General features: G+C 57.2%; 17 protein-coding genes. 5 read left to right on the forward strand and 12 right to left on the reverse strand.

The window, feature by feature from the left end:
- The first annotated feature begins 235 nt into the window (after window positions 1-235).
- Together Y5S_RS17800 and Y5S_RS17805 are read left to right on the forward strand one after the other, a co-directional pair.
- On the forward strand, window positions 236-724 hold the full coding sequence (locus Y5S_RS17800; RefSeq protein ID WP_035234986.1) for a VOC family protein: 489 nt from the start codon (window positions 236-238) through the stop codon (window positions 722-724).
- A gap of 147 nt (window positions 725-871) precedes the next feature.
- A complete protein-coding gene (locus Y5S_RS17805; protein WP_035234987.1) occupies window positions 872-2932 on the forward strand; it encodes a BCCT family transporter in 2061 nt (686 codons plus the stop codon).
- 371 nt (window positions 2933-3303) lie between these two features.
- On the opposite strand, the gene Y5S_RS17810 is transcribed toward Y5S_RS17805, so the two are convergent.
- The 3 genes from Y5S_RS17810 to Y5S_RS17820 all read right to left on the reverse strand — a co-directional run bounded on the left by Y5S_RS17810 (window position 3304) and on the right by Y5S_RS17820 (window position 10055).
- Window positions 3304-5196 carry a propionyl-CoA synthetase gene (locus Y5S_RS17810; RefSeq protein WP_035234988.1) on the reverse strand — a complete coding sequence of 631 codons (1893 nt, stop codon included), beginning with the start codon at window positions 5194-5196 and terminating at the stop codon, window positions 3304-3306.
- 334 nt (window positions 5197-5530) lie between these two features.
- Window positions 5531-8875 (reverse strand): mechanosensitive channel MscK, encoded by a 3345-nt coding sequence (gene mscK / locus Y5S_RS17815; protein WP_035234989.1) that lies wholly within the window; start codon window positions 8873-8875, stop codon window positions 5531-5533.
- A 514-nt stretch (window positions 8876-9389) separates the two neighbouring features.
- Window positions 9390-10055: a tRNA/rRNA methyltransferase gene (locus Y5S_RS17820; RefSeq protein ID WP_035234990.1), complete on the reverse strand. Its 666-nt coding sequence runs from the start codon at window positions 10053-10055 to the stop codon at window positions 9390-9392.
- Between the two features lie 438 nt (window positions 10056-10493).
- On the opposite strand from Y5S_RS17820, the gene Y5S_RS17825 reads away from it, so the two are divergent.
- From Y5S_RS17825 to Y5S_RS17835, 3 genes are all read left to right on the forward strand, one after another.
- The gene (locus Y5S_RS17825; protein WP_035234991.1) at window positions 10494-11516 is read left to right on the forward strand and encodes a phospholipase C/P1 nuclease family protein; all 1023 of its coding nucleotides are present in this window, start codon (window positions 10494-10496) and stop codon (window positions 11514-11516) included.
- Between the two features lie 64 nt (window positions 11517-11580).
- Window positions 11581-12921, forward strand: a complete 1341-nt coding sequence (locus tag Y5S_RS17830; protein WP_231552741.1) for a peptidylprolyl isomerase — start codon at window positions 11581-11583, stop codon at window positions 12919-12921.
- On the forward strand, window positions 12921-13562 hold the full coding sequence (locus tag Y5S_RS17835; protein ID WP_035234992.1) for a hypothetical protein: 642 nt from the start codon (window positions 12921-12923) through the stop codon (window positions 13560-13562). The genes Y5S_RS17830 and Y5S_RS17835 overlap by 1 nt, the downstream gene beginning before the upstream one ends.
- Here Y5S_RS17835 and Y5S_RS17840 read toward each other — a convergent pair.
- The 9 genes from Y5S_RS17840 to Y5S_RS17880 form a co-directional block, all read right to left on the reverse strand.
- The gene (locus Y5S_RS17840) at window positions 13526-14464 is read right to left on the reverse strand and encodes a PA2778 family cysteine peptidase (protein WP_035234993.1); all 939 of its coding nucleotides are present in this window, start codon (window positions 14462-14464) and stop codon (window positions 13526-13528) included. The genes Y5S_RS17835 and Y5S_RS17840 overlap by 37 nt on opposite strands.
- 14 nt (window positions 14465-14478) lie before the next feature.
- Window positions 14479-14868 carry a PA2779 family protein gene (locus Y5S_RS17845; protein ID WP_035234994.1) on the reverse strand — a complete coding sequence of 130 codons (390 nt, stop codon included), beginning with the start codon at window positions 14866-14868 and terminating at the stop codon, window positions 14479-14481.
- 48 nt (window positions 14869-14916) lie between these two features.
- Window positions 14917-17091, reverse strand: a complete 2175-nt coding sequence (selD, locus tag Y5S_RS17850) for a selenide, water dikinase SelD (RefSeq protein ID WP_035234995.1) — start codon at window positions 17089-17091, stop codon at window positions 14917-14919.
- Window positions 17091-17864, reverse strand: a complete 774-nt coding sequence (locus Y5S_RS17855; protein ID WP_035234996.1) for a PhzF family phenazine biosynthesis protein — start codon at window positions 17862-17864, stop codon at window positions 17091-17093. Before Y5S_RS17855 ends, selD begins: the two co-directional genes overlap by 1 nt.
- Before the next feature lie 110 nt (window positions 17865-17974).
- A complete protein-coding gene (locus Y5S_RS17860) occupies window positions 17975-19462 on the reverse strand; it encodes a PhnE/PtxC family ABC transporter permease (protein ID WP_052041699.1) in 1488 nt (495 codons plus the stop codon).
- The gene (locus tag Y5S_RS17865; protein ID WP_035234997.1) at window positions 19459-20106 is read right to left on the reverse strand and encodes an ATP-binding cassette domain-containing protein; all 648 of its coding nucleotides are present in this window, start codon (window positions 20104-20106) and stop codon (window positions 19459-19461) included. Before Y5S_RS17865 ends, Y5S_RS17860 begins: the two co-directional genes overlap by 4 nt.
- A gap of 2 nt (window positions 20107-20108) precedes the next feature.
- Entirely contained in the window at window positions 20109-20984 is an 876-nt protein-coding gene (locus tag Y5S_RS17870) for a putative selenate ABC transporter substrate-binding protein (protein ID WP_035234998.1), read from the reverse strand.
- A gap of 292 nt (window positions 20985-21276) precedes the next feature.
- On the reverse strand, window positions 21277-23592 hold the full coding sequence (locus Y5S_RS17875; RefSeq protein ID WP_035234999.1) for a fatty acid cis/trans isomerase: 2316 nt from the start codon (window positions 23590-23592) through the stop codon (window positions 21277-21279).
- Window positions 23593-23750: 158 nt separating this feature from the next.
- Complete coding sequence (locus Y5S_RS17880; RefSeq protein WP_231552742.1) at window positions 23751-24203, reverse strand: DUF3429 domain-containing protein; 453 nt, start codon at window positions 24201-24203, stop codon at window positions 23751-23753.
- Window positions 24204-24230: the final 27 nt, after the last annotated feature.

Here is a 24230-nt window from a genome sequence, read left to right on the forward strand (position 1 = left end):
TTGGTAGTGTGAACAGGCCCTAACCACTTCGTGCGCGATCACCTTTAGTTCCAGGCGAAGGGGCGTGTCTAGCGCTCCGGTTTCTTTACGGTGCTTCCTGTTATTACGCGAGCATTTCACTATTTCTCCAATGTGTGACCTGACCCTGCTTTACCGGTTTGACCCTGGTTTACCGCCTATCGCAGGATCATCCTTCATGAGTAATGATACCGACACCGGGAAACGGGAGATATGGATGTCCATACCTGCAAAAAACACGGTCTGTCTTTGGTTCAATGGTGATGCGGAAGACGCCGCGCGGTTCTATGCCAGTGTGTTCCCGGATACCACCGTGGATGCGGTGAATCGTGCGCCGGGCGATTACCCCGCGGGGAAAGAAGGGGATGTGATCACTGTTGAGTTTACGGTGATGGGGATTCCCTGTCTGGGGCTTAATGCGGGTGATGCCTTCCGCCATGACGAAGCGTTTTCGTTTCAGGTGGCCACCCAGGATCAGGAAGAAACGGATCGCTACTGGAACGCGATTATCGAGAATGGCGGCCAGGAAAGTGCCTGCGGCTGGTGCAAGGACAAGTGGGGGTTGTCATGGCAGATTACCCCGGTGGTGCTGACCCAGGCGATCAACAGCCCGGACCGGGCACTGGCTAAACGTGCCTTTGAAGCCATGATGACCATGCACAAGATTGATGTGGCTGCGATCGAGGCGGCATGCCGGAGCCAGTAATACTGGCTCCAGATTGAATAATTCCAATGGTGGAGCAGGGTTGAGCGTTGAGAAATGCCAGAAAAGGACTGCCGGTGGAAGCGTGCGGAGGATATCTATAGGGTAGAAACCAGAACGTCTTTCCAACATGGATAGCAAGGATGAGATATGGCTGAGCAGGGAATGATGCGTAACTCGACGATTCTGGTGCCGGTGTTTTTGCCGGCGGTGATTGTATCGCTGTTGTTGATCATCGGGACGATCAGCGATCCGGAGCAGGCCGGAGAGCTGTTCCAGCAGGCGCAGAGCTGGATCACGGAAACCTTCGGCTGGTTTTACATGCTGGTGGTAGCGCTGTTCTTCATCTTTATTGTGGGGATTGCGCTGACGTCCTGGGGGAACATCAAACTGGGGCCTGACCACTGTGATCCGGAATATTCTTTCCCCGAGTGGTTCGCCATGTTGTTTTCTGCCGGTTACGGTATTGCTCTGTTGTTCTTCGGGGTAGCCGAGCCGGTGTTGCATTATGCCGAGCCTCCGGTGGGGGCTCCGGAAACCGTGGAAGCCGCCAAGCAGGCCATGCAGATTGCCTTCTTTCACTGGGGTTTCCATATCTGGGCGATCTACGGATTGGTGGGGCTGGTGATGGCCTATTTCGCTTTTCGTCACGGGTTGCCATTGTCCATGCGGTCGGCGTTCTATCCGCTGATCGGCGAAAAAATTCACGGCCCTATAGGTCACGCTATCGATGTGTTTGCCATTCTTGGCACCATGTTTGGTATTGCTACCACGCTGGGGCTTTCTGCGGCACAGATCAACGCGGGGCTGAACTATCTGTGGGATGTGCCGGTGGCAACCTGGGTGCAGATCACTGCGATTGTTCTGGTTACCCTGGCAGCGACGGTGTCGGTGGTGGCCGGGATGGACAAGGGGGTGAAGCGCCTGTCCATTCTGAACATGGTGCTGGCGATTGCGTTGATGTCTTTCGTCTTTGTGGTGGGGCCGACCATCCATATCCTGGAAAGCTTCGTCCAGAACACGGGCAGTTATCTGAGTGGCATCGTAGAGCGCACTTTCAACTTGCAGGCCTACACCCACAGTGACTGGATTGGTAACTGGACCCTGTTCATTTTCAGCTGGACCATCGCCTGGGCACCCTTTGTCGGGCTGTTCATTGCCAAGATCAGTCGCGGCCGCACCATTCGCCAGTTCGTGGTTGGGGTGATGTTGGTGCCCACCATCTTTACCTTTCTGTGGTTCTCGGTGTTTGGTGATACGGCCCTGAACCTGATCATGAATGAAGGGGTGACGGTGCTGGTGGAAGAGGTGCAGGCGGATAAGGCCGTTGCCTTGTTCCAGATGTTTGATCTGCTGCCCTGGTCCTCGTTCGTATCCTTCCTGGCAGTATTGTTGATCATTACCTTCTTTGTCACATCCTCGGATTCCGGCTCTCTGGTGGTGGATTCGCTGGCGTCCGGTGGGGTCATGGAAACGCCGGCCTGGCAGCGGATTTTCTGGGCGAGCCTGGAAGGGGTAATCGCATCGGTGCTGTTGCTGGCGGGTGGTTTGAGTGCCCTGCAGACCATGACCATTGTCAGTGCCTTGCCGTTTGCGGTAGTGATCATTCTGGCGGCCGTGGGCATGTGGCGTGCCTTGATCATCGAAAGCCATCGCGAGGTGAGTCTGCAGGCGCACATGGCCAGCAGTCGTCATATGACGGGTTCCCAATGGCGTCACCGTCTTACCGCCATGATTCGCTATCCCACCCGTGATGAGGTGGAGAACTTCATCCGAAACACGGCCATGGATAGCATGAAAGAGGTGGTAGATGAGCTACGAAAAGCAGGATGGGATGCCCGGGTAGGGTTTGATGAAAATCTGATTCGTGCGGAACTGGTGGTGGACAGGGAAGACCAGGTCGGTTTTATCTACGATGTGCGTCTGGTGACCAACCCTGTTCCCGAGTTTGCTTATGCCGGCAAGGCCGGACGCCAGGGGGAGCAAGATTATTGCCGTGCAGAAGTATTCTTGCGGCGTGGTGGTCGTTCCTATGACGTGTATGGATATGATCAGCATGATCTGATCCGTGATGTTCTCGACCAGTTCGAGAACTACCTGCACTTCCTGGACAACAGTCCAGGCAAGCTGCCCTGGAATATGGCGGAACACGATGATTTGCTGAACCCGCCAGAGGATGACAAGAACGAGAAAAACGATGTGAAAGAGTAAGGGAGCCTCTTAATAACTCCTTGCATGCTCAGTCTTTCAGGCTGATTCACCCCCTCTAGGGCCAAAAGGTAAAGAGGGGCGCACTTTTGAAGGCATGCTGGTTGCCTGTCGAGCCTCTTACCATCAAAGAACGGCAACAACGAGTGTGGATCAGCCTGGAAGACCCGGGAGCACCCTTCGGGCATAAAGGCGCGACCTGAAGGGCCCATCTGCTGCGCTTTGCCTCTCGGAAAGGGAGCCACCCTGACCATCGAGACAAAACACAGCAGCTGCACCCTTCAGGTCACGCTGAGTACGCAAGGAGTTATTCAGAGGCTCCTTAGCTTGAGTCGTTGCCACTGAATGAGGCCCCGCATGGGGCCTCATTCGTTTTAACCTGCCACCAGCTCTCTTTCCCGCAGCAACGCTTCAATCTCCGGAATGCTCGCCGGATCATCAATCGTGGACGGGATGTTATAGCTTTCGCCATTGGCGATCTGACGCAGCAGTTTGCGCAGGATCTTGCCGGAGCGGGTCTTGGGCAGACGCTGGGCGATAAGGGTGTCTTTCAGGCAGGCCACTGCGCCGATGTCATGACGGATGCGGGCCACCAGCTCCTGATTGAGTGTGTCAGCATCCACGGTGATGCCATCTTTCAGCAGCACCAGCCCAATGGGCACTTGTCCTTTCAGCGCATCCTCAATACCGATGACTGCGCATTCGGCCACTGACGGATGGCCGGCGAGAACTTCCTCCATTTCCCCGGTAGAAAGGCGGTGGCCGGCCACGTTAATCACATCATCGGTGCGGCCCATGATGAAGACGTAGCCGTCTTCATCCTTGTAGCCGCCATCACCAGAGGTGTAATAGCCGGGGAATTGTTCCAGATAGCCGGCCAGGAAGCGGGCATGGTTACCCCAGATAGAGGGCAGGCAACTGGGGGGCAGCGGCAGTTTGATCGCCACATTGCCTTGTTGGTTAGGACCGACTTCATTGCCGTTGTCATCCAGAATGCGTACATCAAAGCCTGGGCTGGGCAATGTGGCAGAACCGGGTTTGCAGGGTTTGGGATCCAGCCCCATCAGGTTGGCGCAGATGCCCCAGCCGGTTTCGGTTTGCCACCAGTGGTCTACCACCGGCAGTCCGGTGATGTCGCGGACCCAGTCATAGGTGGGCGGGTCAAGCCGTTCGCCGGCCATGAAAATGGTTTGCAGGGATGACAGATCATGCTGCTTGATGCCATCGGCGTTGGGATCTTCTTTCTTGATGGCCCGGAAGGCAGTCGGTGCGGAGAACAGGGCTTTCACCTTGTATTCCTCTGCCACGCGCCAGAAGGCGGCGGCATCCGGGGTACGCACGGGCTTGCCTTCATAAAGCACCGTTGAGAGTCCACTGAGCAGGGGGGCATAGACGATGTAGGAGTGGCCCACTACCCAGCCCACATCCGAAGCGGCCCAGAAGGTGTCACCGGGATCCATGTTGTAGATGGCTTTCATGCTGTAGCGCATGGCTACGGCGTGGCTGCCGTTGTCGCGTATCACCCCTTTGGGTTTTCCGGTTGTGCCAGAAGTGTAGAGGATATAAAGCGGGTCAGTGGCCAGTACCGGAGTGCAACCTGCTGGTGAGGCGGTGGCTACGGCCTGATTCCAGTCCAGATCGCGGCCCGGTGTCAGTGCGGCCTGCACCTGTGGGCGTTGGAAGACGATGCAGTGTTCAGGCTTGTGTTCGGCCTGTTCGATGGCGGCATCCACCAGCGGTTTGTACTCAATGATTTTTGCCACTTCTACACCGCAGGAAGCAGACACAATCACCTTGGGCTGGGCATCATCGATGCGCACCGCCAGTTCATTGGCGGCAAAGCCGCCGAAGACCACGGAATGGATGGCACCCAGCCGGGCACAGGCCAGCATGGCGACCACAGCCTCCGGGATCATGGGCATATAGATCAACACCCGGTCCCCTTTCTCGACACCCTGCTGCTGCAGGGCTCCGGCGAAGCGGGCAACCTTGTCTGTGAGTTCGTTGTAGGTGATGGCCTGTTTGCTACGGGTGACCGGAGAATCGTAGTAAAGCGCCATCTGTTCACCGCGGCCCTGGGCCAGATTGGCATCCAGAGCCATGTAGCAGGTGTTCATTTCGCCATCCACAAACCAGCGATCGATGCCGTGTTCATCCTTGCCGAGGATGATGTTGGGGAAAGTGAACCAGTCCAGCTGGCGGGCCTTGTCTTCCCAGAAGGCCTCGGGATCGGTAATGGAGGCGGAATATTCTTGTTCGTAGCTCATCGCGGTGGACCTCGTTCCGTGTTGCTTTCCACTTGTGGTGGACTACCTGGCCTGATGCCTCTGGCTACCCACAGGTAAAGCGGGGAGGGCATGGGATGGTTAAAGGTGTCTCCATTGGATGCTAGGCGGGGCGGGGACGCTAGTGAATTAGACTAAAGTTGGGAAAAGAAGCACGGCATGCAACACGCTTCACCCAGCAAGGGCTGCTCTCTGTTGTGGGAGCGTGCCTGCACGCGATCTGAGCCTAAGCAAGGAGGGGGCACGTATGCCGAACGCAGGTACGCCGTGAACGGCGCACCTACTGCCATGACTTACAAAAACTACAGGAAGCGGGTTACTTTGGATCGTCGGTCTGGTTGGATTTGCCATCATTGGCTTGCGCATCTGGTGATGATGCTTGCTCGTTGCCCTTGTGGTTTTCCAGATTGAGTTGATCGCCATTGCTGGTGCGGATGTGGATGTCCAGCTGGCTGAAGGCAATCTCCACGTCCTGTTCCTTGCAGAGCGCATCGATGTGGCGGTTCAACTCATCGGTGGCCGCCAGGCGGTCGTTGATATCATTCACATGCACGCGGAGTTCATGGTCCAGAGTGCTGGCACCGAAGCCCATGAACAGTACCACTGGCTCGGGATCACGGAGCACCCGGCTGTTGTTTCTTGCTGCCTTGAGCAGGATGTCGCGGCATTTTTGCAGGTCGGAGCCGTAGGCAAAGCCAACCTTGAGAATCACCCGGGTGACGGTGTCTGACAGTGACCAGTTGATCAATCTTTCGGTGACGAACACCTTGTTCGGCACCAGAATTTCCTTGCGGTCAAAGTCAATCAGGGTGGTGGCGCGAATCCGGATTCGGCTGACGGTACCGTCAAGGTTGTTGATGGTAATTACGTCGCCAATTCGAATCGGCCGTTCGAACAACAGAATGATGCCAGAAATAAAGTTGGCAAAGATTTCCTGTAGGCCGAAACCCAGGCCAACCCCAAGGGCGGCGACCAGCCACTGCATTTTGTCCCAGCTGAGGCCCAGTGCCCCCAGGGTCAAGACGATACCGCTGGCCACGATGACGTAGGAGAGCAGGGTTGTGGTGGCATAGCTGGTGCCCTGGCGCAGATCCAGTCTCGACAGTACCAGCACTTCCAGCAGCCCGGGCAAGTTACTGGCCAGCAGGAATGTCACCGCACCGATAATCAGTGAGGCAATCACATCGCCAAGACTGATCAACGAGGCACTATCCACCTGACCTGAACTGCCAGTGGTCTCCCACAGCACAATCTTGTCGGTATAGGCGAAGGCATGGAACACATCAGCCCAAACCCAGTACACCATCAAGCCAACGGCGGCCACCAGCGCCAGCCGGATAAGACGCAGGGATTGCTGGTTGACCTGCTTGAGGTCCAGTTGGGGCTCTTCCACCTCGACCGCTTCCGAACTGGCGTTGTCCTTCTGCTCGGTTTCGCGCTGGGCAACCGCCCGTTTGTAAGCCAGCCGCTGCGCTGCCACGGCCAGTCCGCGCACGGCTGTAGCGTCCAGCAGTATCCACAGGGCAACAAGATAGAGGCTATAAATCATGTGCCCGGCCAGGCGCACGGAGGTGTAGTAGTAGCCAATCCCGGTCAATATGATCAATGCAAGCGGGGCCAGCACGCAAAGGCCAGTGGAAAGGGCCTTCATGGCTCCGCTGTAATGCCGCCCGGGGTAGGCCTGGGCAATGGAAGGCAGGCTGATCAAAATAGCGAAAAGGCTGCCCAGCATGATCACCAGGCCCAGCCGGTCGTTACTGAGCTGGGCGGGCCACTGGTCCCCAAAGGCAATGATGAACACCATCGGCACCAGCGCCAGTCCGGTGATCAGCATCCGCCGGCGCATTTGCTGCTGATGTGTCATGTCCCAGCGGAAGTGACGTTGTGCGATGCCTTCTGTCTTGAGAAGCCGGTACAGCACCTCGAAGACCAGCCAGAGCAATGCCAGCTGGGTTAGTGCGGCGCCGATGACACTGCTGAACGTGCCCGGTGTCAACCAGATGGCACTGCCCAACAGGGCGAGAAACACCGGGAACGGTGAGGAGATAATGAAGGTATAGAGCAGGCTGAGTGGCGTATGAACCTGGCTGTCCCGCCGCAGAGAGCCTACGTCATGGTTCATCTCGGCAATCCGTTTTTTCAGCCTGGAACGAATCAGTAACAGCAGGGCTGAGGGAATCAGCATGCCGATGAGCCATCCCCAGCCGCTGGCGAACAGTTTCCATGTGCCTTCGACCAGTGATTCCCAAGGCATGTTCTTGACCTGTTTCACCAGCTCGGCAGGAAGCGCCGCGAGCCAGTGAAAGCTCAACGGTTGATTGCTCGGCATCCAGAAGGTCTGCTCGGAAATGGTATTGTGCAGATCGCGGGTAATCTTGCGGAGCTGATCATGGTTGAGCTGGGTGCGGGTAAGGATGGCCAGCTGGCGGGTTAACTCCTGATCCAGTTGGTCGTACAGGCCCATTCTTTCCTGGCGAATCAGCGTAAACGCCTGGTCGAGATCGTCCCCGCCGGGAGAAGCGATGTCCTTGTCCATGGGCAGGCTGGAATCGTCCAGCCCCTGAATGTGCTGCTCAATTTCGAACTGCCGTAACCGGGCTTCGGTAATCTGTTTTTCCAGGTCCAGTTCGCCCTGATACTGGGGCAGGCTTTTTTGTTGCTTGTAGAGAATACGCGATAGCAACAGGCTGCCGTCGAGCATGCGAATCTGATCATTGACGGTGGCGGACAGGGAGCGGGCTTTGTCCAGCTGGGTCTTGGTATCCACGGCGGTGCGTAGCAACTTGTTCACACTGTCGCTGGTTTCCGCCAGTTCCTTGCGGAGGGCCTGATTAGTCGCCATGGCCTGTTGTACTTGCGGATGCTCCAGCACATCAGCAGGGAGGGACGAGTCAGGCGAGTTGGCTTGCTGCTCCAGCTGGTTGGTACGGCGCTGGTTGATCAGGGGTTGCACGGCGTCCAGGCGCTGCTCAATCAAGGTTTGCTGCAGTTTGAAAAGTTGTTGCTCCAGCCGCGCAATATCCTGCTGACGATCTATGATCGAAAGCTCCTGATTGAAGCGTTCAATGCGGGTTTCCAGCGCTTTCTGTTCGGTTTGCAGCAGGCGTATATCCAGTTCTTTAAGGGGCTCCCCCTCCTCATCGGTACCATTGTTCAAACGCGTTCGGATGGCATTGATCCGGTCCATGGCATCGCCGATAACATTTTGCGCTTGTTCAGGGAGTGTCTGGGCGCGGGTCAATTCGCTGTTGGCGCGGGCCAGTTCACTCTGGTTGGTTTCCAGTGCATCAAGCTGGCTGACCAGCACCTTAACCAAGGTTTTCAGATCGTCGTCGGCGTAGTCGGCTTGCCAGTCGGCGTCCCGCTCCTGACGCAAGCGAGTGAGTTCCGCTTCAAGGCGGGTTCGCTGAGAGGGGGCCTGGCGGGCGAAGGCTTCCAAATCCTTGATGGTTGACTGGTTACTGTCGATTTCCTGGCGAAACTCCAGTGTTTTTTCCAGTGTCTCCCGGTCAGGGTTGCTGCTGCCGTCCTGGCTGCCTTCACTGGTTTCAGCGAGCTGCTTCTGAAGATCCCCAACACCGGGAAGGGTGAAATCGCCGGTTTGTGAAAAAGCCAGGGTTGGCAGAAGTAGCAACAGGATCAAAGGAAGGCGTCGATCCATAACAAAAATCTCTCCAAGGGCTATTCAGCGCTAGTTGTAACACAGGCTGACGCGGCACGCCTCACGGATCATGCAAAATGCAGCTCTCCTGCAGGTGCTCTCTGTGTTCTTTGGGGTATGTCAGCGATCCGGGCCGAGGGAGGGGGAGGGGGGCAGAAGCGAGTGACGAGGTTCGAGTTGCGAAAGGCAAAACAGGATGGGATGTCGGGTGTTGGGGTTCGAAACTCGCTTCTCGTGGCTCGTAACGGTGTTTCATCGCTTGGGCTCGGATCGCCAGCAGGCTGGCTCCTACGGTTTTATCGCCATCGGGCGCGGGGTTTTGTGGGAGCTTGCCTGCAAGCGATCCGAGCGACAGCGAGGCAAGGGAGGGAGAAGCGAGTGACGAGGTTCGAGTTGCGAAAGGCAAAACAGGATGGGTTGTCGGGTGTTGGGGTTCGAAACTCGCTTCTCGCAACTCGAAACTGTTTTTTCCTCGCTTGTGCTGCAGGCTCTCACAGGTGTGGGCGGCTGGACCCTAAGATGTTGTCAGGCGGCGCAGCAGTTGCCGGATCAGGCCCAGCTCACGGTCATCAGCCAGGGGCAGCAGTTCCAGCAGCCACTGGTGCAGGTTTTCACGCTCTTCGATACCTCGTTCATTGAGCAGGCCCTGCAGGGCGTCGCGGGTGTGGCGATAGGTGTCCCGGTCGCTGGCGGCGGCGGGTTCCTCGGGGCGATGCTTGCGCAACTCCCAGGCATACACCATCACGGCCTGGGCGAGATTCAGGGAGGGTTGCGGGTGTGCCAGGGGAATGCTGCTTCCCAGATCACAGCGTGCCACTTCTTCACCGGTGAGGCCGCTGGATTCCCGTCCGAAGACAATGGCGGCACGTTGCAGGCTGTCTGACTTGCTCGACAGTAGTGCGGCGCATGCATCCGCATTCACATAGCGATCCTTCTGGATGCGATGGCGCGCCGTGCAGGCAATGCTCAGGTCCACATCGGCCAGCGCATCGTCCAGGGACTCGAATTGTCGGGCACTGGCGAGAATGTCCTGGCTCTGGTGTGCTACCCAGTTGGCGGCGGTCATGTCGCCGGGTTTTACCAGCCGCAAATCCGCAAAGCCCATGGTCTTGAGGGCACGCGCCGCAGCGCCAATATTCTCGCCCCTTGCGGGCTCTACCAGTACGAATGCGATGTCCATGGATTGTCATGTCTGCCGGGTAGTGTGGATGGCGGCATTGTAACCGCTGTTCAGGCCGTGGCAGAAAATGTCCATGAATTGTCCGGGGGCGTCCTAGGGTTGGGACGCTCGTTTGGCTATTGTTTGAACAAGGGCATCACTAAACAATTCCTTGCATTCTCAGTCTTTCAGGCTGACTCACTATCTAGGCGCACTTTTGAAGGCATGCTGGTTGCCTGTCGAGAAAGTGCAACAACGAGAGTGGGTCAGCCTGGAAGACCCGGAGGGCGTGACCAGAAGCGCACATCTGCTGCGCCTTGCCTCTTGGAAAGGACACCACCCTGGCCAGCGAGCCAAGACACAACAGCTGTACGCTTCTGGTCACGCTGAGAAAGCAAGGAATTGTTTAGTGATGCCCAAATAACAAAAAGTTACACAACAAGAAAACGGGGACCCCAAATGAAGAAGCTCGCTATCGCCGGCGTTCTTGGCGCCGCTGTACTGGCCTCACCGGCTCAGGCTTTCCAGCAGATCACCCATAAGCGTATCGCCATTGATGCGGTGAACTACATGAAGGCCAACCCGACCACCACGGAATACAACCGCCTGAAATCCTGGGTTAACGCCGCAGGTTACACCATGGATCAGTTCGCTGAGGTAATCGGCCAGGGTGCCTACGACGTGGACGACTTCCAGGATACCTACCTGTGTGGTGCTACCACGGGTGATTGCGTCTACGCGCCGGTGTTTAACGCCGGTTCTTCACTGGTGAACTACACTTCCTACTGGCACTTCCAGAACCACACCCGCGGTTCCGATGTGCACGGTAATGACTTCGGTGGTTACAACTACGATCTGCTGACCGTGTGGGGTGACATCGATAATCTGGCCGCTACCTGGCTGTATGGCGATTACATGGACGATGGCAACGGCGGCATGACCGGCTGGTGGTGGTCTGACGATTCCGAGTACAACACCTACGGTGTGACCGAAGCCAACTATCGTCAGGGCAGCTACTCCAGCAAGTCCATGTACGATGACTTCGAGGAAATGCCGTTCCAGCCCATCGATAACCTGGGCCAGTACTGGTACAGCCAATTCTTGTCCAACCCGACCGCCCAGACCCTGGGCTTCGTGATGCACACCACGGATCTGCTGCAGCCGCACCATGTGTGGACGACCTCTGCCCTGAACCACAGCGGTTGGGAATCCTGGGTGGCGGATTACTACGACAGTGAAAACCTCAACAACCCAGCCATGGTGACGACAGCGATCCAGAATTACACCCCGCTGTCTGCTTCCAGCAATGATATTCGTCCGCTGCTGACCCAGGGTGGCGCGTTGGCCTATGGCAATGGTGGGATCGTACTGTCCAGTACCGATCACTCTGATCGTCTGCAGGTCGCCCAGGTGGTGATCCCCCATGCGATTGCCATGGTGGTGCATGTACTTAACCACGCTGCGCTGAAGGTGAATCCGTAAGCGTCATACTAGCGGCCCTTCGGGGTCGCCATCCCTACAATAATCATAAAATGAGGGGGCTGTAATGAACCGTGTTGGCAAAACTTTTGCGATGGTGTCGGTCGTGTCGGCGCTCTCGATACTGGCATTTCTTGGTTGGCGGCAGTGGGGCCCATTGCCGGACTCAGTGGCCGCCCGGGTGAACGGTGAGGCGATACCCGCCGAAACCCTGAATATCTTTGTGGCCGCGACCCGTCGCGCCAATCCCCAGGCGAGCCGCGAGTCGGTACTTAAAGGCCTGATCGAAAACCGCTTGCTGGCGGATATGGCAGACAGCGAGCACGCCCATGGTGATGAAACGCGAGAGGGGAGTGTGGGCTATGATGCGCAAACTCTTCACGAACAACAGCGTTTCCGATTGTTGCGAACTGCTTACGCCAAAGAGATTCAGGCTGCTGTCAGCCAGTCTGGCATCACTGACAGCCTCACCTGGCTGACGGCACCGTTGGCGTTGTCACCCGAAGCGCTGGCACCGATGCTGACGCTGGAACAAAACCTCTATACCACCATGACCAAAGCTCAGCAGGCGCAGGCGGCAGAGTATGTGATTGCCCGTTACCGCTTCGCTGAGGGTGAGCCGGAACAGACGTTATCCCTGTGGGACCTTTATCGTCGCCAGAACATTCAGCTCAAGGTGCAGATGCATAACATGAACCTTGGGTTTATTCGTGAAGCTATCAAACAACAGTTGAACATGGAGTATGTATTCCACTGGTTCGAGCATGAATCCGGCACTTCTGCGGCCGCGATTGTGGCCATGGATCGCTGCATCGATGATGCTCGCCAGCGTGAAGTGATGCTGCATGAGTATGGCCTGATGCATGATATCCATGATGACAATCCTGCACTTCGTGCCCAGGCGGAAGCGGTGACAGCAGAACAGGTGGCCGAGTATTACCAGCAGCATCAGGACGAGTTTGTACGGGTGGATAAAGTGCGCGCACGGCACCTGCGAGTGAATAGCCAGGAAGAGGCTGACCGGGTGGTAGCAGAAATCAAACAGGGCTTGCCGTTTGAAGATGCAGTGAGCCGTTACTCCGTGGCGGATGATGCGGGCCAGGGTGGCAAGCTGGGTTGGGTTGATCGGGAGAGTCGTAATGATGACTGGATTCGGGCGCTGGCCTTTGTTCAGCCGGAAGGACGTGTTTCTGCGGCTTTCCGTAGCCCCACCAACAATGATGATGCTTACTGGGAAATTCTCTGGGTGGATGAAAAGGTAACTGGCTTCCAGCCTGTGGAGAGTGAATCGGTGCGCTATCGTGCGTCCATGGCTGTGGCCAGGGTAGAGCTGCAGAAAGCTTTCAAGGCACGGTTGGCCGAGGCGAGTGATGCGGCTTCCCTGCGCGTGAATCCGGAGCTGCTGTAATGCGTGTGGTGCTGCTTGTGGTAGCAGGTATGGGGCTGGTGATTGCTGCCGGAGCCGCCTGGTGGCAGGGGAATGAACCGGTGCTTGAGCAAGCAACATCATCGGAATCTGTTGCGTCCCCTGAACCGCCAGGCTTGCCCGGTATGACGGAAATGGAAAGCGCGCCGGAACCCATGATTGAGATCATCGGTGATCGCCATGTACCAGTTCCGGGCGATGCTCGGGTCGCGCAGAGCAATGACCCCTCCCTTGTTCCTGTGCCTTCAGAAGAAGCGGTGTCGGCACTGCGCAACAGTATGGAAAACGGTGACCCTCGTACGCCACCGCTGGCACGCAGCGAGGACCTGCGTGACATGCCCAGTGCTGCGGAGCTGGCAGACCCGGATCTCTATCAGCAGTATGAGCAGCGACAGAACCAGAAGGTGTATGCCTCCTTTGCGTCTGCGGCCACGCAGAAAATCAGTGAACTGGAAAACATGATTGCCCGAGCGGAAGCCGAGGGGCTCCCGCCTGAGCAGATCCAGGAAGGCAGGGAAAAGCTTGAGGGCCTGCGCAATCAGCGGGATGAAATCCTGCAGGCCCATCCTGATGTGGCGGAAGCCATTCAGTCTGAGTCTGACGGAACCGCAGGACAGGAATAGCCAAGATCTTTTGCGCTGTCCTGCAGACCGGGGTCATCGGGTGACAGCGTCAGCGCCTGGCAAAGACTCTCTCTGGCTTTTTGCTCATCGCCGAATGCATGGTGCGCATAGGCAAGGTTATTCCAGGCCGCTGCAAAATCCGGCTTGAGGGATACTGCTTTTTCAAAGGCTTTCAAGGCGGCATGGCGTTGCTGCTCGCCCCACAAGCTATTGCCGTAGCCAAACCACAGCTCGCCACTTTCAGGGAAAGCCTCTACGGCCACCGGCCAGTAGCTTGCGCCATTGGGAGCAGCCGAGATGGCGCGGAACAGTCCATGGGCGGTGGCGCTGGCGGGGAGTTCGCCGGGTTGTACCAGTGTGAAGCCCCAGCGGTCAGCACGGGCCCAGGTGCGAATAAAGCGATTCCAGTGGCTGGTATCACTTTCAGTGGTGCCGCTGTGCAGAATGATGGTCTTGCCGGCCTTGTCATAACCAGTGACAACGGCGAAGTGCCATTTTGGCCAGCGTTCCAGCGCCAGATTCTGTAGCACCAGAACAGGGCGGCCGGCCTGTAATTCCTGGAACAGGCTGTCTTCATCTTCTACCGGGTAGGCCAGCAAGTCACGGCTGCGAGCGGCAGCCTTCAATTCGATACCGAGACTCCCTTCCCGTTCCGGCAACCAGACTTCCTCCACCAATGCATTGGCGGTGTCGTCCTTGCCTGCCCATTGCAGCATCATTGCCAGTGCCGCGGGGCCACATTGATATTTCTCCTGGGGCACGAACGGGACACTTATCTGATGCTCAGGTTGCTGTTGGGCAAGATCGGGAGGGGGGAGTGTCTGGCAGGCTGCCAGCAGCAACAGCAGGCTGCCTGTGGCAACGGGGCGAACCCGTTGCCACGCAGTCTTGAAGGGGGGCATGAATATCACCCCGATTAGCTAACCGGGTGAATGGCCGGGAAGACGTTGGTGGCGCCGAGCAAATCCAGAATGATCAGAATCAGGATGATCAGCAGGATAGCTCCCAGCACACTTTGGCCTGCTGGCAGTTCATCAGCTTGTTGAGCCAGTTGTTGCAGCTCCTGGTCGGTAAGGCGATCCAGTCGCTGGCTTACCTGCTCCTTGTCGACGCCATACTTCTCCAGAGTCTGGGCGGCGGCTTTATGATCCATCACCTGCATCACTTTGGCTTTGAGCGCAGCACGATCCTGTTGCTGAATGACGGTATCGTTGCCCACCATGGCGGCTTGGGCCGCGGGTACAACCAGCAGTTGCATAAACAGCAGTACGAATGCAGTAACAAGGCCTGTCAGACGCTTGGTCATGAAATTTCTCCTGATGGCTTTGGTAGTAATTACGCTATCAGTTTGACTTCAGTTAATAAAAATTGATGCCGCGTTTTTCTCATCTTTTACAAGGACTTTACCGATAACGGTGCTGTTCACGCCGTTTATCGCCAATTGTTGCAGTGCACCATCCTGTTGCGCAGCGGGGATGCAGAACACCAGGCCGCCGCTGGTTTGCGGATCGCACAGTGCTGTCAGTACCTCATCGTTGATTGCATCATCGTATTGGCATTGCATCAGGATTTGCCGATTGGCTTCGCTAAGCGTACTGGTGACGCCTTCCTGAATCAGTTCCAGGGTGCCGGGTAGCAAGGGAACGGATGGGATATCGATTGCCATGCTCACCTGACTTTGGCTGCAGATTTCATAAAGATGGCCGAGTAGCCCAAAGCCGGTGATATCGGTGCAGGCGTGCACCGTATTCCTGGACATGGCTTGTTGGGCTGGGCGATTACTTTGCAGCAGGATATCGAGCGTGGAGGCCAACCAGTGACCGCGCAGTTTTTTTCCATGCATCATCGCGGCCAGCTGTACGCCGCTGCCAACAGGTTTGGTAAGGATGATGACATCGCCGGGCCGGGCGCCTTTCTTGTGCCAGAGTGTATCGGGACTAGCGGAGCCATTAACGGTGAAACCTGCCGCCATTTGCGGCCCTTCGATGGTATGGCCGCCAACCAGGGTGCACTTTGCCTGATTCAGTTCATACATGGCACCGGCCATCAATCGGGTCATGTCACGCCCTTGCAGGCGCGGGTGATTCCAGCTCAGGGTGATGTTCGCCAGCGCAGAATGCGGCGTGGCATTCATGGCGTAAAGATCGCTGAGGCTGTGCAGTGCAGCAATGCGGCCGAAGCGATAGGGTTCATCAATAAACGCCGGGAAAAAATCCAGGCTTTGCACCAGTTTATGATCGGCAGGCCACTGGATCACGGCGGCATCGTCGGCGGCATCCACACCGGCTTCAATACCCGGATTGATATGGGGCTGCAAGGTCGAAAGTGCATTGCCCAGAGACTCACTGCCTACCTTGGCTCCGCAGCCGGCACAGTGCAGTGCGTCCGGGTTGGCAGTGGCGGTTGGCATAGGCGGTAATTCTGTATCGAACTTGCGCATGAAAGTTTGATCGATACGGTCCTTCCAGCGCCAGATCATGGGGCCGGCCAGGCTTGGTGTGCCGCCGCCACGGCTGGCTACCGCGTCCTTGCCGCCGGCAGAGAGCAGGGACAGAAAGCGTCGCTGCGGGCGGTAGGGTTTGAGGGGCTGGCCCTGAATACTGGCACGCAGATTGTGCGCCAGGGTTTTTGCCTGTCGCACGGCATAGACCCCAGCCTTGGGTAGCGGCTGGGGGAATGCAGCGCAATCGCCGGCGGCAAAGACGCGGGTGTCACTCAGACTCTGTAGTGTCTGGTTAACCCTGACGAAGCCACGTTCGTCGCAGGCCAGCTCGCATTGTTCAAACAATGGGATGCCACGCACGCCAGTGCACCACAGTATCTTGTGGCGATCTAACGGCTGGCCATTGGCCATCAAGTTGCCGTTCTGGTTTTCGACAACCGTGTTTTCCAGCACATCAATACCGTATTGCTGAAGCCGAGCCTGCATTTTGCGGCGCACGCCTGGCGGGTAGCCGGGCAACAGGGTGCTGCCGGAAATCAGTGAAAGCTGAATCATTTTGCGATGCTGGCGGTAGTATTCGGCAATGGCCAGAACCATTTCTGTGCCGCCGGCACCGCCACCCACCACTGCTAACAATGTGCCTTGGTTGTCATTGATCCATTGCGTCCAGCGAGCATAAAAGCTGCTTACCGGTTTTACTGCGACGACCTGTTCAGGGAGATCTGTGCCGAGAGGAGAGAGGTCCGGCGTGGCTCCCACATCCAGACTGAGCCAGTCGTATCCGAGCAAGCTGCCATCGCTGAGTTGTAATTGCCGATGCTTGTTGTCGATATGCGTCACTGCCGCCTGCACAAAGCGGGCACCGGTAGCGAGGCACAACCGGTACAAGTCCACATGGGTTTGTTGCAGCGAATAATGCCCGGCGATCAGCCCCGGCAACATACCGGAGTAGGGACTCCGCGGCTCGGGTGAAACCAGAGTAATGCGAACACCGGGAATTGGCTGCATTGCCAGCATGCGCAACACCAGACAGTGGCTATGGCCACCGCCGACAAGTATCAGATCCTGGTTGGCAGGAGAGGGCATCACAGCAACAGTTCGCCTTTCAGATAGCAACGGGCCTCACCACTGAGGCTTACCCGGTCGCCGTTAAGGGCACAGAATAGTTCACCACCACGAGCAGAGAGCTGGCGTGCATGAAGCGTGGACTTGCCCAGTTGCTCGGCCCAGAAAGGCACCAGGGTGCAATGGGCGGAACCGGTTACCGGGTCTTCCGGAACCCCTTTGGCTGGCGCAAAGAAACGGCTGACAAAATCGCAGTCATCACCGCGAGCAGTGATCATGACTGCGAAGGTATCCAGTTGGGCGATGGCTTGAAGGTCTGGCTGAAAGTGTCTGACCTGCTCGGCGTTATCGAGTACCACCAGAGTGTCACGGGATTGCAGGGCCGTACGGATCGTCACGCCGAGGGCGGCCTCCAGTGGCTGCAGATCCACAATGGGGTTGCCTGGTCGAGCGGGGAAATCCAGGGTCAGACGGCTGCCTTCACGGCTGACAAAGAGCGGCCCGGACGCAGAGTTGAAACGCACCCGCTCACCGGGAAACCCTAGCGCATTAAACACTACCCAGGCGGCGGCGAGCGTGGCATGACCGCACAGATCCACTTCCACGGTGGGGGTAAACCAGCGCAGGGCATAACCTTGCTCATCGGGCACGATGAAAGCGGTTTCAGAGAGATTGTTTTCCAGCGCGATATTTTGCAGCAGGCTATCGTCCAGCCAGCAATCCAGTGGCACGACGGCGGCCGGATTGCCGCCAAACAGGGCAGAGGTAAAGGCATCCACCTGATAAAGCTTCATGATGCTCCTTGCGTTGCTGCTGAAATCGTCAAACCGGAATGAATCAAGCGTCTACAGGATAAAGGCCAGGGGGGAATGCTCCAACTTTTCGGGGGGCGATGTCGCGCGCGTTATCCCACTCCGTGGCCGGGCTTCAAGCGTAGCCGTTTGCGAATACCCCGTGACAGGGCATCCACAAGCAGGTTCAGCATCACGGTAGCCACAATCAGCACCAGGGTTCGGTCAAAACGAAACTCTGCCACGCTGGAGTCAATGTAGAACCCCAGGGTATGAATGCCAAGGATACCCAGCACGGCGGTTTCCCGCATGATGACTTCCCAGCGATAGAGCAGGAATGCCAGCAAATTGGGGCTGATGCGGGGCAGTACTTCCCAGGCGTAGCGGTTGAGTCCGTTGGGTGCATCCGCTCGCAGGCTCAGGCTTTCGCTAAAGCGTCCGGTAAGGTGCGCAACAATAGCGCCGGTGTGCAGGGCCAGCGCCAGGATGCCGGGCAGCATGGAGGGTCCGAGCAGAATCAGAAAAAAGAAAGCGAGGAAAAATTCTGGTGTGGTGCGCAGTACGACCAGCAGGCCATGGCCACCAAAACGAGAAACACGATTGCCAAACAGCGGCGATATCAGTGGAAACAGCAATAGGGAAAGTACTGCTGTGACCAGCAAAGCGCCCATGCCAAGGACCAGGGTTTGCCAGAGTCCCGGCCAAAGCTGTTGTTGCCATAGCGTGCTTAGCCAGCTGATCAGTTCGCTGATACCGCCTCCCTGGCGTAGTGGTGCGGGCACCAGATCTTCCGTGACAAAGCGGATCAGTATGGCCGGTTTAATATTGATTACCGGCGGTGCCCAGGCCAGAGCGGCAATCAAATACACCGGGATCAAGGCGGGGCGCAGCCACCAGCGCAGGGTGAAGATGATCAGGAAAAACAGATACAACAGGGCTGCGCCCTGATCGTAATGGCCTTCGCGGAAAGCGGTTTCCAAATGAAAGCCGAGGGTAGGCAAGCCGATAAAACCGAGGATAGCGGAGGCGCGGATGGCACACTCCAGCCGATAGCCGCCGTAAGCCTTGAACGCCTGCCAGACCAGCGGCAGGCGCGCATAGAAAAAGACGCTCAGCGCTTTACTGCGGGAAGGCAAGGCGGCGGCTGGAGCCGGGTTGGCTTCTTCCAGAAATTCGCCGAACACTTTGGCAAAAATTCCGCTGTAGGGAATGGCGATGGCGAGTACGGCAGTGACCGTGCTCAGTCCGGTGAGCTGCAGCAGCAACAAGCCCCAAAACAATTCGTGTACGGCGCGCAGACTAGCCGCCACAGTGCGCACTGCACGCCATTGCCAGCACACTGCCATGCAGAAGCCGGCCAGGGCTCCCAGTGCGGTACCTTGCCAGGCGAAGGCCAGGGTGTTGGCAACGGCCCGCCAGAGAAATTCTGTTGAGGAAAAATCCGGGCTTAAAAAGCCTTGGGCCATGCGTAGCAGTTCATGGCCGGGGGAGACTTCCGAGATGCCCAGATCGGCCAGACACAGTGCCAGTAACCCCGCCAGTGCCAGCAGGCCGCTGGTACGCCGCCAGCCACTGGCCGTGGTGTTCAGGGAGGGTGTCATTGGTAGAGCGCGTCCAGATCCGCCAGGCTCAGTGAATCACAGGGCGCATCCAGAGCAATGACACCATCACGCAGACCGATAACCCGGCTACAGCATTGCAGGGCGAGGCTGCGATCATGGAGTGCGATGACAGCGGTGGGGTGGCTGCCAAGTATCTTCTTGAGCAGGGCAAGACCCTGATGCTCATCCACGCTGGAGACCGGTTCATCGGCCAGCAATACCTGACGTTGGCTGTAGATGGCTCGTCCCAGCGCTACCCGTTGTGCCTGACCGCCAGACAGTTTGTCCACGCTGGTGAACAGTTTTTCCGCGAGCCCCAATTGGGCAGCGATCTCGCCGATAGCGCTTTTCTGATGGCGCGATGGCCAGATCAGATTGCGTAGATTGATCAGGCTGTGTTGACGATCCAGGGCACCCATGTAGATGTTATGAAATACGCTCAGCATGGGGACCAGGTCGGCATCCTGCGGACACCAGGCAACGCGATCTGCCTGCTGCTGGCGCAGGGCGGCCAGCAGGGTGGATTTGCCGGATCCAGAGGGACCCAGCAAGGCAACATGTTCACCCTTGGCGATGTGTAGCGTCAGGTTCTCAAACACGGCCTGGCCAGGGTGGCCAAGCCGTGCCTGTTCGAACTGAAACACGGTCAGGGCGCGTCCAGCAGTCCGATTTCCTGGGCGGTTGCTTCGATGGGGGCGTAGTCAGCATTGCTGGCAGGAATGAATTTTTCCCGTGGGAAGGCACTCAGCAATACCGGATCTTCAATGGCCAGCAGCACTTCAGTAACACGCTGGCTGAAGCCCTCGCCAAACTTTTCGTCCAGATCGCCACGAACGGTCCAGTGATAATCCGGGTAAGTAGGAGTTTCCCAGACCACTTTTACCTTGCTGGTGTCGATCTTGCCTTCTTCCAGTTCACGCTCCCATACCTTGAAGTTCACTGCACCGGTGGCATAGGCACCGCTTTGTACCAGGGCGATGGTACGGCTGTGATCACCGGAGAAACCGACGTTATCAAACAGGGCTTCCGGTGCCTGATTGAACGTTTCGCGCAGATAGAATTCCGGCATCAGGCGACCAGAGGTGCTGCCCTTGGAGCCGAAGGTGAAAGAGGGCTGACTGATGAAGTCTTCAGTGAGCGTGTCCGTTGCTTCCAGGCCAGTGCTGGTATTGGCAATGAAGTAGCTCTTGAATGCGGTATCTTCTTCGCCCTGGGCGATGGCCTGGGAGCCGGGTACCAGGCGACGGGCCTGCACGCCGGACAGACCGCCAAACCATGCCATTTGTACTTCGTCGTTACGGAAAGCGGTAACCGCGGCGGCATAGGATTTCACCGGCACATATTTCACGGGTACGCCGAGCTGTTCTTCCAGATAGAGGGCAACAACGCCAAAGCGTTTTTCCAGCTGGGACTCATCCTGGTCAGGAATGGCGGTGAAAGTGAAAGTGCCCAGATGGGGCTCTTCTGAGCAGGCAGACAGCAGCACCGCTGCCAGCAGGGTGGCAAGAATCTTGAAACGCATTGTCAGCTCCGTTCAATAGGGAGGCTTACCGGGCGGGATGATGAAATAGAGCGTGTCGCGGGCCCGGCGATACGCGACAGCCGAAGTATATATAACCGGGCTACCAGGGCGCTACCGCAGGGTCTGTAGGAGATTCAGCTTGCTGAACGAATGCCTGCTTTGTTTGAAACGCCGTGATTACTGCAAGCACACAGCCACCGGGAATCCCCTTCTTTTCACTCAGTGAACTCTGTGCCCTCTGTGGTAAAAACCTCTTTTGGCTTTCGCGTCAGGCTTCCAGCCTCCACCGCAATCACAGATTCTGGTAGCGATTCATATCCAATACTCCGGCCTGGGTCGGCTCATGCTGCTCCATGTAAAGGGTCAGGGCATGGAAGTAGTCCCAGAAATGCGGGTGGGTACGCCGGATACCATAGTCATCCACCACTTGGGTGAAGTCTTCTTCATCCTCAACGGCATTCATTCTTGCCACGAAGTCATCCAGCTCGGAAAGCTTCAGGTTAAACATGAAGTTTGGATAACTGGCCAGCACGCCAGGGTAGAGGGTCAGGGTATCCAGCTCGGGCTGGTAGCGCCCATCTTCGTTAAACATGAAGGCGACGTTGCTGTGCATCCGGTTGCGGAACAGGGTATAGATTTCCTGTTCTCCTGTGTCGTTCTCTACCCGCAGCATGGTGACTTCCGGGAGAAGGCGGATAGCCGGCAGGTTGGTCATGCGTCGGGAGGCCAGCTTGCTCACGCCGCTGTCGGCCTGCTGCCGCCAGGGCTCCACCTGTTTACGAGCGCAATGCTCACTATCACAGCGATTAATTGGGTCCGGTCGTGCATTCAGGTTGGCAAAGCGGGTGATCAGTTCTGCGTTGAATTCATTCACCGGTGTGCTGGTTGTGAACGGGATGGCGGTGGGGTGCTGGGTATCAATACTGGCATAGCTAATTTTCAGGCGGATCTTGCCGCCATCCTGGTACCAGTGATTGATCACCGGCTTGCGCAGCTCGCGAGGCAGGTAACGGAGGAAGTTCTGCTCTGCGCCATTACGGATAAGATCAAAATAAAGTCGTGTCTGGGCCTGGTGTGAAACGGAGCCGAAGACGTTGAAATTGACCACCAGGTTGTAATAGGTGCGTTCAAATAGCGGGTAGTCCATGACCCAGGTGGTGAGCGGGTAATCGCCAAGCAGTCCTTTACGTACCGAGGCGTTATCGTGATTGCGCAAAATGGTCAGCAGCGCGTTTTGGTTATGGCCTTCTCCTGCCCAGATGGACTCCCAGCCAGGGCCTGCCGGTTCTGCCTTGGCGTAAGCGGCCTGGCGAGCGCGAAGATAGTCATTTCGTTCACCGCTGTACTTCAGCCAGGCAGATCCGGCTTCCAGTAGGTCGGCATCCTTTCCGGGGAGGCCGAGTAGTGGGCTTACCTTGGCCTGATATTCCTTATCGGTAATAAACAGATCGTGTTCGGGGTCCTGAAATACGGCCCAGAACTGGTCGCGGATCACATCGGTGGCAATTTGCCCGCGGCACACGGGGCCGCGAATGAATGTCCTGACAAAGTATTCCGCATTATCCAGCATGAACTGGTAGCGGGCTTCGGCGGGAATGGCCGCGAAGGTGATAAAGGGATTGGAGCGCTCTTCATAGCTATAGCCAGGCAAGCTTTCCAGTTTCCAATCGGTAGAGAAGAACTGTTTTTTGGTGCGAGCCAGTTTGTCCGGGTTGAGGGCAAAGGTGATATGGGTTTTATGCACCAGGGTGCCTGCTACCGGTCGTAGCCGGTACCAGAAGGGGTGTGAAGGTTCATCGTTGGGGCGTACTGTTTTCACCGGCTCAATGGGTTCACCGGGCGGTGTGGTAGAGCGCTCCAGGGTAAAGAAGTGATCAGGGCGCTGGCCTTCTTCCTCGCCGAAATAGAGATGGGCGAGGTAGAGGTGCTCGTAGAGCCAGCGTGCGACTAGGGCAGAGCGGTCGTCTTGCTGGTTGAGCATCGCTTCCCAGTGTTGAATCTGCTGCTGTTCACTACCGGACAGATTGATCGTCTCTGTTTCAATCGTCGCGCCACCCCGCATCCAGCGTTGCAGGGTGTCGAATTCCTGATCGGTCAATCCGGTTACCGCCAGCGGCATGCCTTCCATGGGATGGTCATCAGCGTAATCGGCAAATTCTTCAGGGTTAGGGCAGGTGTTCTCTCGGCTCAGGCCAAGCTGGATTTTTTCAGGGAGTTTTTCATTGGCGGCAAAGTCGTGCTCATGGCCCAGGACCAGCATCTTGTAGAGTAGCGATCCACGCATCCCGTAGGCACTGTCGAGCACAGAGTAAAACCCTTTTTCTCTCCACTGGGCGGTGGTTTGGGCATCGGTGCCAAGGCGAGTGGGAGAGATGCTCTCCTCGCGTCCGCCGTTGTAGACCGGAATCTGGCTGGCGCCGCGATCGAGCCCATCGGCGCTTTCCATCTTCAGTTGGCAGGGCGCATCGTAGCAGCCGTGGCAGGCAAGACATTTGTTATCAAAGATGGGGCGGATGTCTTTCTGATAACTGGGGCTGGCGGCCATGGCGAAGCCAGCGGTCCCCAGTAGTAGCGTGGTCAGGGTGATCCATTGTTTTGCCCGCCGCATCCGTTGCTCCCTCTTGATCAATGTCCGATGAGTTTAGCGGCGAGAGCCAGGAGTGGCTATGGGCGGAGGCCGGGCTCTCGAAAAACGAGGTAAAACTGCGGGCAGTCATCTTTCTGAAACAGGTTGGGGGGGGGCAGTTTATTGCCGAACGCCGACACTCAAAACATCGGCATCATGGCTGCGGCCCAGCCGATCAGCATGGCCAGTACCGCACCTGCGGTAAGTTGTGTGCGCAACTGGCCGTACCATTTGGGCAGTTCGTCATTGAACAGCATCTGCTCGGTTCCCCACAGAAACATCAACCCGGCGGAAAGCATAGGGATGGAAAGCTCTTTGGGTAACAACAGCCCTGCCCAGCCAATGAAGGCAGCCAGCACCCCAAACAGTTGGGTGGGGAACTGGTTGGACTGGTTGAATTGATTCAGTACGCGGCCCCAGTGAATCGCCCCTGCAAAGGTGAGGGAAATGGCGGCGTACCCCACCAGGCCTGTCAGGGCTATCTCCCTCCAGGCTTCAGCCCATGCCAATGTCGCCATGACATACATCGGGGCCAGACTGGCTAGCGTCAGGGTACGGGTGCGACGGATGTTGTCGGCTCGAGATTTGGACACGGTCATTCCCTTCACTGGTCACTGCTT

This window comes from Alcanivorax nanhaiticus, from assembly GCF_000756665.1.
Lineage (GTDB): Bacteria > Pseudomonadota > Gammaproteobacteria > Pseudomonadales > Alcanivoracaceae > Alcanivorax > Alcanivorax nanhaiticus.

Excerpts from the sequence above, each read along its gene's own strand:
- Y5S_RS17800 (WP_035234986.1), top strand. The coding sequence starts at position 236 with ATGTCCATACCTGCAAAAAACACGGTCTGTCTTTGGTTCAATGGTGAT.
- Y5S_RS17805 (WP_035234987.1), top strand. The coding sequence starts at position 872 with ATGGCTGAGCAGGGAATGATGCGTAACTCGACGATTCTGGTGCCGGTG.
- Y5S_RS17810 (WP_035234988.1), bottom strand. The coding sequence starts at position 5,196 with ATGAGCTACGAACAAGAATATTCCGCCTCCATTACCGATCCCGAGGCC.
- mscK (WP_035234989.1), bottom strand. The coding sequence starts at position 8,875 with ATGGATCGACGCCTTCCTTTGATCCTGTTGCTACTTCTGCCAACCCTG.
- Y5S_RS17820 (WP_035234990.1), bottom strand. The coding sequence starts at position 10,055 with ATGGACATCGCATTCGTACTGGTAGAGCCCGCAAGGGGCGAGAATATT.
- Y5S_RS17825 (WP_035234991.1), top strand. The coding sequence starts at position 10,494 with ATGAAGAAGCTCGCTATCGCCGGCGTTCTTGGCGCCGCTGTACTGGCC.
- Y5S_RS17830 (WP_231552741.1), top strand. The coding sequence starts at position 11,581 with ATGAACCGTGTTGGCAAAACTTTTGCGATGGTGTCGGTCGTGTCGGCG.
- Y5S_RS17835 (WP_035234992.1), top strand. The coding sequence starts at position 12,921 with ATGCGTGTGGTGCTGCTTGTGGTAGCAGGTATGGGGCTGGTGATTGCT.
- Y5S_RS17840 (WP_035234993.1), bottom strand. The coding sequence starts at position 14,464 with ATGCCCCCCTTCAAGACTGCGTGGCAACGGGTTCGCCCCGTTGCCACA.
- Y5S_RS17845 (WP_035234994.1), bottom strand. The coding sequence starts at position 14,868 with ATGACCAAGCGTCTGACAGGCCTTGTTACTGCATTCGTACTGCTGTTT.
- selD (WP_035234995.1), bottom strand. The coding sequence starts at position 17,091 with ATGCCCTCTCCTGCCAACCAGGATCTGATACTTGTCGGCGGTGGCCAT.
- Y5S_RS17855 (WP_035234996.1), bottom strand. The coding sequence starts at position 17,864 with ATGAAGCTTTATCAGGTGGATGCCTTTACCTCTGCCCTGTTTGGCGGC.
- Y5S_RS17860 (WP_052041699.1), bottom strand. The coding sequence starts at position 19,462 with ATGACACCCTCCCTGAACACCACGGCCAGTGGCTGGCGGCGTACCAGC.
- Y5S_RS17870 (WP_035234998.1), bottom strand. The coding sequence starts at position 20,984 with ATGCGTTTCAAGATTCTTGCCACCCTGCTGGCAGCGGTGCTGCTGTCT.
- Y5S_RS17875 (WP_035234999.1), bottom strand. The coding sequence starts at position 23,592 with ATGCGGCGGGCAAAACAATGGATCACCCTGACCACGCTACTACTGGGG.